The 16,100-nt window shown below is 35.7% G+C and carries 13 protein-coding genes and 1 tRNA gene; 5 read left to right on the forward strand and 9 right to left on the reverse strand.

Annotated elements, in window-relative coordinates; all coding sequences use genetic code 11:
* Positions 1–9: 9 nt before the first annotated feature.
* The 8 genes from H8B04_RS04995 to H8B04_RS05030 form a co-directional block, all read right to left on the reverse strand.
* Positions 10–444 carry a DUF4345 domain-containing protein gene (locus tag H8B04_RS04995; protein WP_190301652.1) on the reverse strand — a complete coding sequence of 145 codons (435 nt, stop codon included), beginning with the start codon at positions 442–444 and terminating at the stop codon, positions 10–12.
* 402 nt (positions 445–846) lie between these two features.
* Positions 847–1,128, reverse strand: coding sequence for a hypothetical protein (locus H8B04_RS05000; protein WP_190301653.1), 282 nt, complete (start codon positions 1,126–1,128; stop codon positions 847–849).
* Between the two features lie 118 nt (positions 1,129–1,246).
* Positions 1,247–2,455: a hypothetical protein gene (locus H8B04_RS05005; protein WP_190301654.1), complete on the reverse strand. Its 1,209-nt coding sequence runs from the start codon at positions 2,453–2,455 to the stop codon at positions 1,247–1,249.
* An 87-nt stretch (positions 2,456–2,542) separates the two neighbouring features.
* Entirely contained in the window at positions 2,543–3,751 is a 1,209-nt protein-coding gene (locus H8B04_RS05010) for a DUF4998 domain-containing protein (RefSeq protein ID WP_165290616.1), read from the reverse strand.
* 14 nt (positions 3,752–3,765) lie between these two features.
* A complete protein-coding gene (locus tag H8B04_RS05015; RefSeq protein ID WP_165290615.1) occupies positions 3,766–4,962 on the reverse strand; it encodes a DUF5000 domain-containing lipoprotein in 1,197 nt (398 codons plus the stop codon).
* 16 nt (positions 4,963–4,978) lie between these two features.
* Positions 4,979–6,913 (reverse strand): RagB/SusD family nutrient uptake outer membrane protein, encoded by a 1,935-nt coding sequence (locus tag H8B04_RS05020; RefSeq protein ID WP_190301656.1) that lies wholly within the window; start codon positions 6,911–6,913, stop codon positions 4,979–4,981.
* Positions 6,914–6,915: 2 nt separating this feature from the next.
* Positions 6,916–10,128 carry a SusC/RagA family TonB-linked outer membrane protein gene (locus H8B04_RS05025; RefSeq protein WP_190301657.1) on the reverse strand — a complete coding sequence of 1,071 codons (3,213 nt, stop codon included), beginning with the start codon at positions 10,126–10,128 and terminating at the stop codon, positions 6,916–6,918.
* 408 nt (positions 10,129–10,536) lie between these two features.
* A tRNA-Pro gene (locus H8B04_RS05030) sits at positions 10,537–10,610 on the reverse strand.
* 265 nt (positions 10,611–10,875) lie between these two features.
* On the opposite strand from H8B04_RS05030, the gene H8B04_RS05035 reads away from it, so the two are divergent.
* The 3 genes from H8B04_RS05035 (at position 10,876) to H8B04_RS05045 (ending at position 12,317) form a co-directional block, all read left to right on the forward strand.
* Complete coding sequence (locus tag H8B04_RS05035; RefSeq protein ID WP_190301658.1) at positions 10,876–11,553, forward strand: ankyrin repeat domain-containing protein; 678 nt, start codon at positions 10,876–10,878, stop codon at positions 11,551–11,553.
* 67 nt (positions 11,554–11,620) lie between these two features.
* Positions 11,621–12,010, forward strand: a complete 390-nt coding sequence (locus H8B04_RS05040; RefSeq protein ID WP_190301659.1) for a group III truncated hemoglobin — start codon at positions 11,621–11,623, stop codon at positions 12,008–12,010.
* Positions 12,011–12,014: 4 nt separating this feature from the next.
* Positions 12,015–12,317: a hypothetical protein gene (locus H8B04_RS05045; RefSeq protein WP_165291653.1), complete on the forward strand. Its 303-nt coding sequence runs from the start codon at positions 12,015–12,017 to the stop codon at positions 12,315–12,317.
* Positions 12,318–12,349: 32 nt separating this feature from the next.
* Here the strand turns inward: H8B04_RS05045 and H8B04_RS05050 are convergent, their stop codons facing one another.
* Positions 12,350–13,351 carry a 3-keto-disaccharide hydrolase gene (locus H8B04_RS05050; protein ID WP_190301660.1) on the reverse strand — a complete coding sequence of 334 codons (1,002 nt, stop codon included), beginning with the start codon at positions 13,349–13,351 and terminating at the stop codon, positions 12,350–12,352.
* A 164-nt stretch (positions 13,352–13,515) separates the two neighbouring features.
* Between H8B04_RS05050 and H8B04_RS05055 the strand changes: the two genes are divergently transcribed.
* Positions 13,516–15,459, forward strand: coding sequence for a DUF3857 domain-containing protein (locus H8B04_RS05055; protein ID WP_223815280.1), 1,944 nt, complete (start codon positions 13,516–13,518; stop codon positions 15,457–15,459).
* A 134-nt stretch (positions 15,460–15,593) separates the two neighbouring features.
* Positions 15,594–16,052 carry an Lrp/AsnC family transcriptional regulator gene (locus H8B04_RS05060; RefSeq protein WP_165291656.1) on the forward strand — a complete coding sequence of 153 codons (459 nt, stop codon included), beginning with the start codon at positions 15,594–15,596 and terminating at the stop codon, positions 16,050–16,052.
* Positions 16,053–16,100 lie beyond the last annotated feature (48 nt).

A 16,100-nucleotide genomic window follows, 5' to 3' on the forward strand; every position in this document is an offset into this window, starting at 1 on the left:
AAGAATACTTTATTGATGAGCTAAGTTATTTGACTTTTTCGGCTCTTTTTGCGTTATAACAGCCGACAACAATAGACTTAACATTCCTAAAAACAATTCTATCATTAGCCATTGTTTTCCAAAATCTCCTAAAGGTCCTTCTACCATCCATGTGACTATTCTTGATAAAGCATATAAAGACCAAAACAATCCCAACAATTGCAAACTTGTTTTAAGATTATTTTTCCAAAACCAAGCCAAAACACCAACTAAAAATAGCCCCACTCCTCCATACACACCTCGTATCGAGCTCATTGAATCGGTGTTAGATAATTTTTCTCCCACCAAAAGCATTACCTGATAAGGATTAACCCAAGCCATTAAAGCTACATAAGCCAAACTTAATAAGGACAAAGCAACTGTTACATGTCCTAAATAATTTAATATTTTACTTTCCTTCTTCATACTAGCAAAAATAGAATGGCTTTTCCTCAGAAATCTTGGTGAATACCAAGATTTGAAAACATTGGCAAGGAAAGTAAGCAAAGATGTTAAATCAGAACTTTATTGATGAGTTTGCTAAAATTCGTCGGGTCAATACCAAGATAGTTTGCCAAATAGCGATGAGGTATAATATGAAGCATGTGAGGGCTTCTTTGCATAAATAATTTGAATTTGTCCTCGGATTTCAGACTTTGAATTTCCACAAGTCTATGCAATAGACCTTTAATGTTATGAGATAATGCAAGCTGTACAAACTTAGATACATTAGTATACTTTTCAGTAAAATGTACAAATTTAGCTACTGGAATGCGCAAAAATATGCTCTCGCTCAGCGTTTCAAAAAATAAGACGAAGCGGTCTGTGTCATCGCAGAATCAACCACGCCCGAGAATGAGAATGGATACGAGAAAATAATATTAGCTTCACGCCCATCTGGAGAAACATGATAGATCTCTGTACACCTTCTAACACAAAATACAGGTACGATTCTACCTGTCCATGAAGTGTAATAATTGTTTTCATTGGGAATCTAACACAGCACCATTCCGAACTAAAATCATCCCACTCCTCATCAGCTATTGGGGATATTTTTTCAATATGCTGACGCAGTTGTTGAAGCTGTAATTCCGTAGGCATTGATTTCATATCTAAATTTAAGAAAATTCTACAATGCGTAACGCTGGTATAATGATAAAGATTGGAAAAAAACAAGCCCTTAACCATTGGCTAAGGACTTAATGATATAATTATGATAACCTACAAATTAATTAATTGGCACTCCATCACGCTTAAAACCTTCTATAATCAAACAGGTAATAACATAATCTGAATCTCGCCCTGTATCTTCGTGCGCTCCATTAATACCATAGGGCCAAAAATGTTGATTATCTCCTTTTAACTGCGCACTTGGATCATTGGTCGCTTTTCTCAACGCAAGATTTGCATTGGTCCCCGTATAGATTCCATTTTTTATTAAGGTATTTGTCCAATAAGAAGAAGTTCCTGCACCGATTGTATGTGCAAATTCATGTAAAAAAGTTCCTGCTTTCTGATAAGAAACATTGCTTCCCCATCTCATCCAACCCGAAAGACTTGCATCAGCAGTCGCTACTCCCGTATTATATTCTATAGTTACTGTTTTTACAATACTCGTATGTTCTTCCAGTAAGCGGACACCATGGTCTGCCATAGCTTTAAGACGTGCAAATACATCGGCAGGAATATTAGACTGATTGTGATAGTTCACCGTAATCTTTCCTTTATTATACGTTTGAAAACTACCTTGGCTACCATAAAATGTGCCTTTAACCGTAGTGACATACGAACGAATAAAATAACTTTTACCTAATTCCAAGTTTTTAACATCAACTTTGAAACTTTCATTCTCAATTTTGGATGCAATAACTTTAGTATCGTTTATCGTCGGATTTTGATTATGAGAAATACACACCCCTGCTTCTAACACATTAGCACCTCCGGTTGATTCGATTTTAGAGGATGCTTCCATGCTATTTAATTTGTAGAACAATACTGATGTTACAGCCATTTTAGCATCTTCGTAACTATCTGTTTTAAATTCAAAAACAGGACCGTATGCTCTTCCCTTACTATTTGAAGCAAAAGATTTCGCATAATATGTCTTACCACCTTCCAGAGCCGTTAGTTCTACTTCAAATTCTCCGCTTCCCGAAACACTATTTGGACGTGCTTTAGAATCATTTACCGTAGGAGTATTGTGTATAGCCCAGCAAATACCCCGTTCTGTAATAGATGCCCCACCTGTATTTTCGACTTTAGACTTTAGAGTAGCTTTCGTCGTGCTTACACTTAGCAATGTTGTACTAGCCAATTTGGGTAACTCTATGGTTGGAGCAGGCGGTTCATTACCTTCATCAGGCGCAGGTTGAGGATTATTAGTTTTGCCACATGCAAAGGAAAAAACTAAAGATATTAGAAGTAAAAATCTATTCATTTTTAGAATGTATAGGTGATAAAAAACTTAATCAATCAGAAAGGCAAAGCCATTCTGATTGATTAAGATATAATTTGGTTTTTTTAATTAACGCGTTTCTAGGCGGATATTACCCAATACTTTGAAATAAGAACCCGTATTTGGCATATTTCCTAAGAAACCGATTAGATAAGTCCCGCCTTTGGTAATGGTAAAATTCATCTCTTTACTCAAGGTTCCGGCAGCAAAGCTGGAATATGCTATAGCTTGTGTAGCTAGGTTAGCCTCATCTGGAATTTCTGTTCCTTCTGACACCACGAGATTCACCACTCCTGCAGCACCTTTTTCATACTTTTCGACTGTTATCTTATAATTACCTTCAGGCAACTCAATACTTTGATAGATTTTTCCATTTACTACAGCAGGAAGTCCCCAGCCCCCTTCAAGAGATAAGGCTCCATTTCCTGAACGCAGTTCATAACCTCCGTAGGTATTATTTCCTGCATTACGTGTTGCTGCATTTACAGTCCAATCTGCAGGATTCCCCCATCTACTTCCGTCCCAAGCTTCACGAGCAAAAGGAAAAGTTCCATTCTTCAACTCAAACTTCAAGGCAGGGTTAAAATGTGTATAATCCGTGTAGAACGTGTCCAAACATAATGTATCCGGTAGATATAAACTACGATAAGACATCAGTTCGCCTACTTTCACATTCGATAAGCTCAACGCATTTTCGTCAATTTTAATTCTCTTAACTTGCTCTTGCCCTGATAAATCAATGTATTTCAACTCTGTAGCAAATATTCCCAATGTACGATCCACATTACCGAAAGTAACGTCAAAAGTATTGGTTCTTGTATTCAAACTGTTCGTTGCGATAGGACGATTGGTTAACGAAAGTTGATAATTTTCACCGTATGATCTTCCAAAGGCATATACTTTGACTGACTTATTGCCCAGATCATCATATGTTACAATTTCAAAATTATAGACACGATCCTCTAGATTGGCAATAGCAGCTTTTAAGGTATCTACTCCTGAAGTTCTGGAAATAGGAACTACAAGCGAATCTCTACGGCCATCCCAATAGATTCTCGCCTCTTTGATTTTTGGATCAGACACCAATAAGCCTTTTATTAAGACTCTATTTTTACCAGAAAATACACGGACAGAATCTACTTTTCCTGTATAATTAATTACAGGTTTATCTTCGATATATTTCTTATAATCGTCCATTTTTTTACACGAAGCAGCAGCTATTACAAACAATAACACGGCTACACATGTAAATATTCTATGATTATTCATCTTATTCATAACTTAGTATTTAATTATCTAGGGTCACCATATACTTGAATCTCTCCAATTGCCATATAAGAAGATCCATCCCAATTCTTTGTACTTCTGATACGGATATATCTAACTTTTGGCGCTGTGATATCAAATTCCCAATTGAAGCCGTTTACAGCAGTTTGGTAATCTTCATCCGATTGTTGACCGAATGGTAATCCCGAAGGCTTAGTCGCGTTATAAGACCCTAATAAATGCCAGTTATTCCACGATCCATCAGCCGGAGGATTATCAGAACCCCAAACTTCAAACTCTTTTAAGTTTCCTTTGTAATAATAAGTACGTCCATTATAGTATTCTGGATAATCCCAAATCACTATACGGCTGAGCTTCGATAAGACACCCAAATCAATTGTCGTGAAATGTGGTCCAGAAATAGCTGCTTGAGTCATATAAATACGAGGCCAGTTCATAATATCGCCATCCCACATACCTGCATGTGATGTGGAAGTATGATTTGGCGCATCACCTGGCAATCTAAAACCACGATAACCAGATTTAGGAATAGCCGTTTCGTACAAAGGTTTGATTTGTGTATACAATGTGTCTGTGTAATTCAACCAACGATCACGCACCACGAAAGCAAAGTCACGAGAGATTGTATCCATACCACGCATAGTCGCCAAGATTTTGTCCGTAGAAGTATACACACTATTTGGATCAGCCACCCACTCACCGTATTCATTTTTTTCCATGATCAATATTGCGATTTTAGCACGGTCTGGATTTTCAGCTCTTAATTGCAAACCGCCAAATGAAGGTTGTACTGCTAAAGAACGATAGATATCCCAAATAGGAGATTCTTCAGGCGTAACAGTCACTTCTGTAGGTTCAGATGCTACCTCTGAACGATTAACAGCGTATAATTTAACTTTATACGTTCCTGGCTCTGAAAATCCATCGACAATTAGCTGATTCGTATAATAAGAAGCTATAACTGATCGTATTGAACCATTTGGAAGTACATATTCAGCTTTTACGTACGACAAATCTTTATCGTTAGGTATGCTATAAGTCAAAACTGATAACCCCTTTTTATTCAAGACCTGCACATTCGTTACTTTACCCGGAGGAGTAGAATTTGATTCCAAGGGGTTTAGCATATTCTCTTCTTCGCAGGAAGTTGTCAACAATGCTATATTACACAGCATCATTATTCCTAAAATTAATTTCTTCATGATATATAAATTATTACTACCAACCATAGTTTTGAACAAGATTCAAGTTCTGAATTACCGTATTTTCACTAATAGGCCAGAAATAATCTCTTGGCGCGATAAATCGCTGATTATACACTGTTCTGATCACATAATAGGAGGCTGTGTTTTCTCCCTGCATATTCCACCCTGTAATAGGTTCATTTAAGGATACCGCAGCTGTTTTCCATCTTCTCAAATCCCAAAAACGTTGACCTTCAAATGCTAGCTCAATTAAACGCTCACGACGTATAATCTCTCTAAGCCCTTCTTTTGTTGTAAACTTATTAGGGTTGGTAGAAAAATTTGTCCACGACTCCTTCACGCCTTTTAATCCGGCGCGAGTTCTGATTTTATCCAAATACACAAAGACATCTTCATTGCCCGGACCTTCGGATTCGTTTAAGGCTTCTGCATACATCAGATACAAATCTGCTAAACGAATTTTTGGCCAAGGATATTCTTTATATGTTACCCCCGAAGCTGTAGTTACCTGATTCCAATCGATTAGTTTTTTGATAAAATAGCCTGTTTCATTAAAGTGAAATGCGTGTGTACTACCAGCATAGTCTGGTCTTTTACTACGAACTACTTTAGAATTTTCGTCAGAATATCCTGGAGTATCGTATTTAAACCAACGCGCACCATCGAAAGCTAATGAAGAATAAAACCTAGGTTCACGATCAAAATGCAATCTTGCTGTTGTGAAATCTGGTTCGATACGATATTTATCGTCTTGTGTAGCTGTACGCAATTCCGTATCATCATTAAAATTCAATGTTTTATCTTCATTAATAGGCACACCATTTTTGGTATAAAACATCTTCGCAATCTTCAATGGCGGAGAGAAAATTTTACGGTTATCATTGTGATTTTCTTCTGCACTCAATGGAGGCATCGCATCACGTTGTAAATCCCAAGTACGGCTATTTGGATCCGCCCAAATATGTTCTTCATTAAATTTTTCACACACAGCCTGTCTCAATGTTAATTCCAATTTAGTCACATCAGAAATAGACAAGTTACCCCCTTGTGTGAATGTAAATAACGAATGTAAATTAGCTTCTGCAGTTTCTATAGCATCTTTCGCTGCTTCTGCTGCCCTTGCCCACTTAGTTTGGTCAAACTGCTGTGGAAACAAGAATTTACCGTCTTTATTTTTCAAACTTGAAAAATCAGGATTACCATTAAACAAAGGACTTGCTGCTAGCAATAGAGTTTGTGCTTTCACCGCCTTAGCAATCGGCAAGGTAATACGACCCAATTCATTTTGTCGGTCAACAATTTGATCTGGTAAATCGGAATAAGATTCCTCCAGTAAATTAACGATATATTCTACACATTCATCCACGGAATTACGCGGAACATCCATCACTTCCTTAGGCGCACTTACCGGAATATCATCATCCATAATTGGAATAGGCCCATACATACGCATCAAATAGAAATGAAAATAAGCTTTCAAAAATTTTGCTTCCGAAATCCAACGAGCTCGTTCCGAAGAACTAATATCAGGGACTAAAGTTGGATCAGACATATTATCAATAAAGATATTGCAGTGTCTGATACCCTGATACAAACCTCTGTTAGCATCATAGTTCCCATACCAATAGTTCACATAGGGATCAGTCACACGTTGATTACCTCTCGCGATCTCGAAAGACCATGGAGAAATACTGGTTTGATAAGGAATCCATATTTCGTCTCCCGCTAGAAAGGCTGGATTATTCCATACATTGCCTTCTTTGGGAATATAATTATAAAGTGTAAAAAGGTACTTTTCAGCTTCTACACGTAATCTAAATGCATATTCTATTGTAGCAACGTTATCAGGCACAATATCCAAAAAATTCTTACAAGAATTCGTTGTACTCAACAATACAGCTGACACAGAAGCTAACGTGATATATTTCTTTAATTTTTTCGCTTTCATAATTAAAAATTTGCTTGAATACCAAAATTGTATGTACGTTGAATTGGATAACCTAAACCGTTACCTCCCATCTCAACATCCCACAACTTAAAATTGCTAATTGTAAATACATTCATCATATTGGCATAGAAACGAACAGAACCTAACTTATAGCGATCCAACAAAGATGAAGGCGCATTAAATCCTAATTCAATATTTTTTAGACGCAAGAATTCGCCATTACGCATCCACCAAGTAGATTGTTGGTTGTTATTACCTACAAAATAGTCACTCAATCTCGGGAAGAAAGCATACATATTTCTGTTTTCTTCAGACCAATGACTTTCAGCAATCGCAGTCAATAAACCGTTTTGAGCGCCAGCATTAACATTATGGACGAATGGCGTTATGTTTTCTGGATTGATAAAGAATGAAGATTTACCCGAACCTTGGAAGAAGAATGAGAAATCAAAACCTTTATACCCTGTTGTACCCCCAAATCCATAAATCAATTCAGGAGAAGTAGGATAACCAATGGGCACAGCATCATTCCAAGTAATCATCTCATCCCCATTCATATCACGGTATTTGATATCCCCAGCCATATAATCACCGAATTGTTGGATTGGAGAGTTAGCAACATCATACTCATCAATAAACAAGCGTTCTGCAATTAATCCAAACTGTTGTGCTGCCGAATGCCCAACTTGGTATCGATATGACATATTTTCTGGATACAGCAACTCATCCCGTTTTGTGATCTTAGATTGGGCAAATGTTAAATTACCTCTGTATTGGAAAAACCATCCTGTAGATAAGCTTTTGCTGTAATCTATCGCAATATCAAAACCTTGTTTTTCTACTTTACCCGTATTAGCCATAGGAGTTGCTTGAAGACCTATAGTTGTACCGATGTATGATCTAGATTCTAGAATATTTGATTTATAATCTTTATATGCGTCTGCTACGATATTGATACTTCCATTCAAAAATGACATATCAAAACCTAAGTTAATTTGTCGGGATTGTTCCCAGGCGATGTCATGGTTTGCATAGCGACTCACACTGACACCAGGCCTACTATATTGGTAATCGTAACCAAACGTAGAGCTATAGTTTCCATTTCCAATATTAACTTCTGACAAGTAAAAAAATCTATCAGTATCCGAACCTATTGCATCGTTACCAATAATACCATATGTCGCTCTTAATTTCATATCCGAAATCACAGGCTTTAGCGATTCAAAGAAATTCTCATTCGAAATTCTATACGCTAAACCAAATGAAGGGAAGAAACCAAAACGTTTTGATTCGTGAAAACGTTCAGACCCATTATAACCGAAGTTAAATTCAGCTAAATAACGATTATCATAACCGTATGTAAAACGCCCTGAAAGACCATTGTTTCGACGAGGAAGACCTAATTGTAGTGAAGTAATATTATCTCGTGCAATTTTATAATCTTGGAATAAGGTAATCAACATACCCGATACATCATGTTTACCAAAATTGCGGGCATAGTTAGCAGCAGCTTCTAAATATAAAGTAGAATTGATATCCGATCCTGATGAACCATATCCTAAAAATTCTTGGCCAACCTGTCCTACAGATCCAGTGGTACCGTCATTGATTACACTTAAATCCACAGTATAATCAGCCGGATCTAATCTTGCCGAATAGTAGAATGGGTTATATGAGCGAGAAGTCTGACCATACGAGTAGCGCTTTGCATAAGCCATTGTTCTGAAATTCAATCCTTTTGTAAGGAAATCTAAATTTTGTTTGATCTCCAATTGTGGCATTAATGTGGAACGATTATATTGTCTATATCCCCTAACCAATTCTGCGTATGGATTAGTTAATAATGAACCATTCGTATTAACACCATCCATTACCACATATCCACCAAATAAGGGGTGTTGGATATATGGAAGATACTCTGCTGGATAAACTGCGGGGAATTGAACTGGATTAGACCATAATGCCATTCTAAAGTATTCTGCACCATCGCGAATAGGTCCATTATAATCATCAAATTGTCCATATAGATTTACACGAGCTTCTGTAGTTTTAGTTAAGTCAATATTGATATTCGAGCGTAATGAATAGTTAATTAATTTGATGTTGTTATTGAAATTACTTGTTCCATGTTTTTTCAATATACCATTATCAGCATTATATGTTCCTGACACATAGAAGCGTACTCTATTACCACCACCACTTGCGCTTAAATTGTAGCCTTGGTTGAATGTATAATCTTTGATCAACATATCTACCCAATCATTATTTGGGTACAAATAAGGGTCAGTTCCTCTAATCGTATGCTCTATTTTAGCTTGTGAATAAGGCAAAGGTTTTGGAGTGGGTCTTGTTAAGACAGCTTCATTTGCCAAGTTCATGTAGGTAATATTGTCGGTCAGCTGAATATGCTGCGTATTAGTAGACAACTTCCCTTCCGTTCTAACCATAAATTTTGTTTTACCTTGAGCACCGGTCTTAGTGGTAATCAAAACAACACCATTTGCACCACGAGCACCGTATACAGCTGCTGCAGTTGCATCTTTCAATACAGAAAATGCCGAAATATCATCGGGTTGAAGACGAGCCATATCAGTTGCTGTAGACTCAATACCATCTATTAAGATCAATGGATCAGTTTTTCCTGAACCAAAAGATCCCAAACCACGAATAAAGAATTGTGCGTTATCTGCACCTGGTTCTCCCGATCGCTGGTATGCGATCATACCTGAAACACGTCCAGCAAGCATGGTGGTCAAATTGGAACTTGGCCCCTTTAGTTCCTTGGGATTAACCACAGTAATCGAACTCACTAACGACGCTTTTTTCTGTGTACCGAATCCAACAACGACGGCTTCATCGATTTCATTACCTATTTTTTCGTTTAAAGCTAGGTCAATGACATAAACTCCTGTCGAGTTTGGTTTATAATCCGTGATTTTAATCTCTGTCTTTTCATAAGCGAGGTGATTAAAAATCACTGTGGCGGTTCGAGGAACCTCAAATTCATAATACCCTTTAACATCAGTAGAACCTAATGTTCTTCCTGCTTGCAAGGAAATAGTAACTCCTGATAGTGGGCCATCTGTCCCCGTGACCACACCAGCGATGCGTATCAAATCTTCTTGTGCATAGGATGAAAGAATCATCAAGGAACACATCAAGGATAACAACAATCGCTTAAACGGGCTTGTTTTTAAGTAAAGTTTGTCTCTCATAATTGGTAACTATAGATTGATTAAATTTTCATAATTAATAATAAATGTTTTTTTAACACTTATTAAATAAGGCATAGATTTTCTTTAGGTCATTTCGTGTTAATAAAGTCTTTGATTCTTATTGGTTATATAATCAGGCTATAAATTTATATAATTATTAAATAGAATTGTGAAATAGCCTCAAACATGTTAATTCTTGATAAGGATATGTTAATATCTTGTATTATACAAGATACCAGAAGGCATAATTGGTATTATGCCCCTAAAGAAGAAGAAGTATTAGTAAAAATTTAATAAGCATTTCTATGCATTCGTAGAGATATACAGAAATTGGTTTAGGATAGAATTTTAAATAAATAGGTAAACCTTAGTACAAAAAAAGCCCTAACTTTCGTTAGAGCTTTCTTGTCGGGGTGGCAGGATTCGAACCTACGACCTCCACATCCCAAATGTGGCGCGATACCGGGCTACGCTACACCCCGAAAAGATATCACCTTTGTTGATTGTGATGCAAATATACAGCGTTTTTGATTACTTCCAAATATTTATTTGTATAAAATTTAAAACTTACTGATTTATTGAAAGATAATTTTCACTACTCATCAAAAACGTATGTCTACATATTCGAGAAAAATAAAATTGCAAGATTTGAGGCTCGTCCAGATGATTTCATTTCATCTAAAAACAAAATATCTAATTTCAAGTTATCTTTTTGAAGTCTTATACTTTTATTTAAGAAATAAGGATATGGAGACTAAACTATTTTTAATTCTAATTAGCTTTATATTCACTTTGCAATCTTGCGAAGCGCAACAAAATTTAAACTCTTCATCTGCAAAAATGACAAAACAAGATGTTATAAAAGCCATAAATCAAAATGATACAATCGCTGTGGTTAATGCTATCCAAAGAGGATTTGATATTAATACTATAGATGATGAAGGTCGTTCATTGTTACTCTTAGCGACAATCGAGGGAAATTATGAAATGGCTAAATTACTTGTTATTCAGGGCGCGAATGTCAATCAACAAGCAAACAATAAAGACAGTGCATTTCTTTATTCTGGTGCAACTGGTCAAACAAAATTGGTCGAACTATTTTTAGCAAACGGAGCCAGGTTTGACATTTTTAATAGATATTATGGAACAGCTTTGATACCTGCCTGCGAACGTGGTCATATTGAAACCGTCAAATTACTTGCTAACACAAAGGATTTTCCTATAGATCATATCAACAGATTAGGTTGGACGGGATTAATGGAAGCTGTTATTCTAGGAGACGGCAGCCTCAAATATCAACAAATAGTGCAGATACTAAAAGATGCTGACGCAAATATGCATATTCCTGATCATGACGGAATCACTCCATTACAACATGCCGAACAAAGAGTATTTAAAGAAATTGTAGCCATTATTAAATCCTAATCTATTTACAGCTTCATGACGAGGTATTGCGTAAAAATCATCAACTTTGCATCATACCGTTTAGCACATGAGAGATATAGAAAATATGGAGGATATAAAGCTATTGGTGGACACTTTCTACGGAAAGATCCAACAAGATGATATGCTTGGTATTATTTTCAATCAAAACATCCAAGACAGATGGCCTCAACATTTGGAAAAAATGTACAGATTCTGGCAAACCATTTTGTTAGATGAATACACCTATGACGGCAGACCATTTCCTCCTCATGCGCATTTACCTATTAGCAAAGTTCATTTTGATCAATGGTTATCACTCTTTGAGACTACGGTAAATAGCTTATTCAAAGGCGAAAAAGCAAATGAAGCCATTTGGCGCGCGCAAAAAATGGCTGTAATGTTTGAAAGTAAACTAGATTACTTACGCAATAATCCTGACAAACCCTTTTTATTTTAAGTCGATGAGAACACTTCCTAAACCTCCTAAAACAGTTGATTTACACGCAGAAGCTTTTGTGGACGATTTCCAATCTTATGAAGCGGATGAATTATTAGCGCTGTCGATTGATCGTTTTAGAGAATGTCTTGATTCGGCAATTTATTGGGATTTTTCAGAGATAAAATTCATACATGGCAAAGGAAAAGGCCGATTGCGTGAAGTCTTATATGAAGAATTGAGAGATTACAAAAATTCGGGATCTATATCTTCTTATTATCCGGCTTATCATAATGAAGATATTGTTGTAGTACAAATAGGGGTATAAAAAATGGCTTTGAGATTTCAAAGCCATTTTTGTTAGTATTGAATAGGTGTAATTTTAATTTTTCTAAATTCTACACCTGTATGATCTCCTTGCAAATAAATTGGACCAGGTTCGCCTTCTTTGCTATTTAAAGCTCCGCCAGTAATTCCAGGAATTTCTTGATTACTGATAACAGTTTTGCCATTCGCCACTACTGTTACCATTCTACCTTTCAATGTAATTTCATATTTATTCCATTGGTCAGGACCATTTGTCACAATCTCGCTTGGTGTCAAAAAGCCATAAACACCGCTAAAATACAACGATCCTGGATGTCTATCTAATGGAGAATCCTCAATTTGGACTTCATAGCGTCCGCGAAGATAAATTCCTGAATTACCATCTTTAGCATATTTGAATTCTACTTCTAATTTAAAATCTTCGAAAGTTTGATCTGAAATTAAATTCGCACCAGCTTTTTTATTAATTAAAATTCCATCTTTCACCTCCCATTGATTGTCATCCGAAGAAGTCTTCCAACCAGTCAAATCTTTACCATTAAACAATTCAATTGGCGTACCTAATTTTCCTTCTGCTGTACGCACTAGATAAGGAGCCTTTTCACCCTCATATGTATATTCATTACCTTTATTGCTAATGATCTTTCCTTTTAGCTTGCCTCCTTCCAATGATCCTTCTACTTTGATAAGCCCCGTCCCATCTTCCCATTGCGTAGGCACTTCAAAAGAAAATTTCCCATTCTCAAATTTAATATGCGATACAGGACGCGCACTACCTGCATCAGCGACATAATAACCCACTAACGTGCTGAAACCAGATAATTTTACTTCTAACCATGAAGGAACTTGCTTTCCATCTTTTTCCACCGTAAGATCCCATCGACCAATAATATCTTTGGCTTCTTCAGGTATAACTTGGGTCGCCGCATTATGGACTTCATCTTTATCTTCTTTATTCTGTGAATTACAAGATGCTAATGTCCCTAATGCTAAAGCTGCACAAACAGTAAACGTATTAAGCTTATTAATTTTCATATAATGTATGGTTTATAAAATCTGAAAAACAAATATACTATAATATAATAACGAAAATATCGAATAAACTTTTTTACCAACAAATAAAAAATAATGTTATTTTAGGTTAAACTTTAACAATAATAACCTAAAAAAAAATGCCCAAGTTTTTATCAATATTATTCATGCTGCTTTTATTTTCTTACGTAAAGGCACAAGATTTTTCTTTTGGAAAAATTTCAAAAGAAGACTTCGACCAAGATACCTATGCTCCACACGCAGAAGCCATAGTGCTACAAGAATTCGGAAGAGCTCGTATCGAATACCAAGACATCAAAGGAGAATTAGTATTAAGATTTTATTATCATACCAAAATCTTTATTAAAAATAAAGAGGGCTTGGATTATGCTAATTTCACGGTTCCATTATATAAAAGTAACAGTAATAGAGAAACAATAGATGGTATAAAGGGAATAACATACAATCTATTAGAAGATGGAAAAATTGAAAAAATAGACCTAGAGAAGAAAAATATTCTGACAGAAAAAGTTTCGGAAAACCGGGATGCAGTAAAGATCGCCTTAGCCAATGTGAAAGAAGGTTCTATCATTGAACTTCGTTACACGACCGAATCTCCTTTTTTATACAATTTAGAATCTTGGCAGTTTCAAAGCTATATTCCTAAAAAACATTCTGAGTTTATCTCTGAGATCCCAGAAATATGCCAATACAACGTGAACATGAAAGGTTATGTCAAGTTAGATACAAGAAAAACTCTACCTTACGACACCAAAATTGTGACATCTACCGGTGATGTCCGCGGAACACAGACTATTTATATCGCGAAAAATATTCCTGCTTTTATTCGTGAAGATTACATGACATCACCCAAAAATTTCATGGGAACTCTAACATTTGAATTGGCTTCCTTCTCTATTCCCTTCGGTCCAAGACACAATTACACTAGTACATGGGAAAATGTGCGCGATCAGTTATATGGAGCTGATAATTTTGGCAAAGAGTTGAGCAGAACTGGATTATTTAAGTCCATTCTTCCCACCGTTATCAAAGACGACATGACTCCATATGCAAAAGCAAATGCCATTTACAATTATATTAAATCCCAAATAAAATGGAACAAGTCCTATGGATTATTTACAGATAATGGTGTAAAAAAAGCCCTAGAACAACGTAGCGGTAATACAGCAGATATTAATCTCGCTTTAATTTCCGCTCTTCAAGCTGCAAATATTGATGCCAGTCCAGTAATTCTTTCTACCAGGGATAATGGAATGCCTGCTCTATTCAGACCAACCATTACAGATTATAATTATGTAGTTGCCCATATTGAGCTGGATTCGATAGAATACTTATTAGATGCCTCAGACGCACATGCTCCATTTGGAAATTTACCACTTCGGTGTATAAATTATCAAGGAAATTTACTTAAAAAAACTGGCTATAAATGGGTTAAATTAGAATCACTTCTTAGTAGCAGAGTTTCCTACGATTTTACAGGCGAATTGAGTGAAGACGGTACGCTTCGAGGGACCTTAAATTCTATGCGAAATGGATATTCAGCAACCAATAGACGAGAAGAAATTTTCAGTCATAATTCATTGGAAGAGTACAAAGAAAAAGTGTACGAAGAAACAGTCAACTATAGAATTAATAACCACGAAATTCATAACCTGGATGATCCATCACAAATGTTGACTGAAACACAAGAAATAGAATTTAAAAATTTCGCAAATATAAATGGAGGTGATCTAAAATTTATTCCGTTCATCACTGGAAAAACCACAAAAAATCCATTTAATCTCGATGAAAGGTCTTATCCTGTAGATTTGGGTTCAAATTTAGAAGAGTCTTTTATTTTAAACATAAAACTTCCAACATCTTATACCATTAAAAACAAACCCAAAAACATTAATATGGCTCTTGCAGATAAATCTGCAAGATATCTTTATATTATAAAGGAAAGCGAAGGAACATTAATTGTTCAGATTCAATCCTTAATAAACAAACCTATATTTTTGCCAGATGAATACTTGGATTTGAAAGAATTCTTCTCGCACATCATTCAATCTCAAAGTTTAGATATTACAGTAGGAAAATCCAGTATTTAAACCTCACAAAAGTATATTTCGATTTTAGCTTATAATAATTAAATATTTACAGGTAATTTAAATTTTACCTGTAAATATTACGTTATTTCATCTCAATTTGATATTTTTGAATATTATCAAAACCTGATATATAAATGAACTTAGACCCTACCGATATTAAATTGCTGAAATTATTGCAGGAAGATGCTACATTAAGCAACAAGGAATTGGCCGAGAAACTCTACAAATCCATAGCTGCTATTCATGAACGTGTTAAGAAGCTTAAAAAAGCAGGTTATATTAAAAAGACTGTTGCGATATTGGATAGAAATAAAATTGGAATAGGCTTAATCTCCTTTTCTCAAGTATTCCTCAAAGCCCATACGTTCGAAACACTAAATGAATTCGAAAATGAGGTTTCTAAATTTCCTGAAGTAATGGAGTGCTATCAAATGGCAGGTTCGTATGATTTTATGTTACGTATTGCAACTAAAGATATGGAATCCTATCACATGTTCTTGCGCCATAAATTGGCAGTTCTTCCTCAAGTAAATACTGTTCAGACTTATTTCGTCTTATCGGAAACAAAAAGCGAAACAGCCTACCACTTTTAACAAAAAGCGAAACAACAAAGAGAAATTGTTCCTCCAAAAATTAATGGC

Source organism: Sphingobacterium litopenaei (genome assembly GCF_014692495.1).
Classification (GTDB): domain Bacteria; phylum Bacteroidota; class Bacteroidia; order Sphingobacteriales; family Sphingobacteriaceae; genus Sphingobacterium; species Sphingobacterium litopenaei.

Bases quoted from the DNA above. Each gene is read 5' to 3' on its own strand.
- H8B04_RS05050 (WP_190301660.1), bottom strand. From the start codon at position 13,351: ATGAAAATTAATAAGCTTAATACGTTTACTGTTTGTGCAGCTTTAGCA.
- H8B04_RS04995 (WP_190301652.1), bottom strand. From the start codon at position 444: ATGAAGAAGGAAAGTAAAATATTAAATTATTTAGGACATGTAACAGTT.
- H8B04_RS05010 (WP_165290616.1), bottom strand. From the start codon at position 3,751: ATGAATAAGATGAATAATCATAGAATATTTACATGTGTAGCCGTGTTA.
- H8B04_RS05025 (WP_190301657.1), bottom strand. From the start codon at position 10,128: ATGAGAGACAAACTTTACTTAAAAACAAGCCCGTTTAAGCGATTGTTG.
- H8B04_RS05035 (WP_190301658.1), top strand. From the start codon at position 10,876: ATGGAGACTAAACTATTTTTAATTCTAATTAGCTTTATATTCACTTTG.
- H8B04_RS05015 (WP_165290615.1), bottom strand. From the start codon at position 4,962: ATGAAGAAATTAATTTTAGGAATAATGATGCTGTGTAATATAGCATTG.
- H8B04_RS05005 (WP_190301654.1), bottom strand. From the start codon at position 2,455: ATGAATAGATTTTTACTTCTAATATCTTTAGTTTTTTCCTTTGCATGT.
- H8B04_RS05060 (WP_165291656.1), top strand. From the start codon at position 15,594: ATGAACTTAGACCCTACCGATATTAAATTGCTGAAATTATTGCAGGAA.
- H8B04_RS05020 (WP_190301656.1), bottom strand. From the start codon at position 6,913: ATGAAAGCGAAAAAATTAAAGAAATATATCACGTTAGCTTCTGTGTCA.
- H8B04_RS05045 (WP_165291653.1), top strand. From the start codon at position 12,015: ATGAGAACACTTCCTAAACCTCCTAAAACAGTTGATTTACACGCAGAA.
- H8B04_RS05055 (WP_223815280.1), top strand. From the start codon at position 13,516: ATGCTGCTTTTATTTTCTTACGTAAAGGCACAAGATTTTTCTTTTGGA.
- H8B04_RS05040 (WP_190301659.1), top strand. From the start codon at position 11,621: ATGAGAGATATAGAAAATATGGAGGATATAAAGCTATTGGTGGACACT.
- H8B04_RS05000 (WP_190301653.1), bottom strand. From the start codon at position 1,128: ATGAAATCAATGCCTACGGAATTACAGCTTCAACAACTGCGTCAGCAT.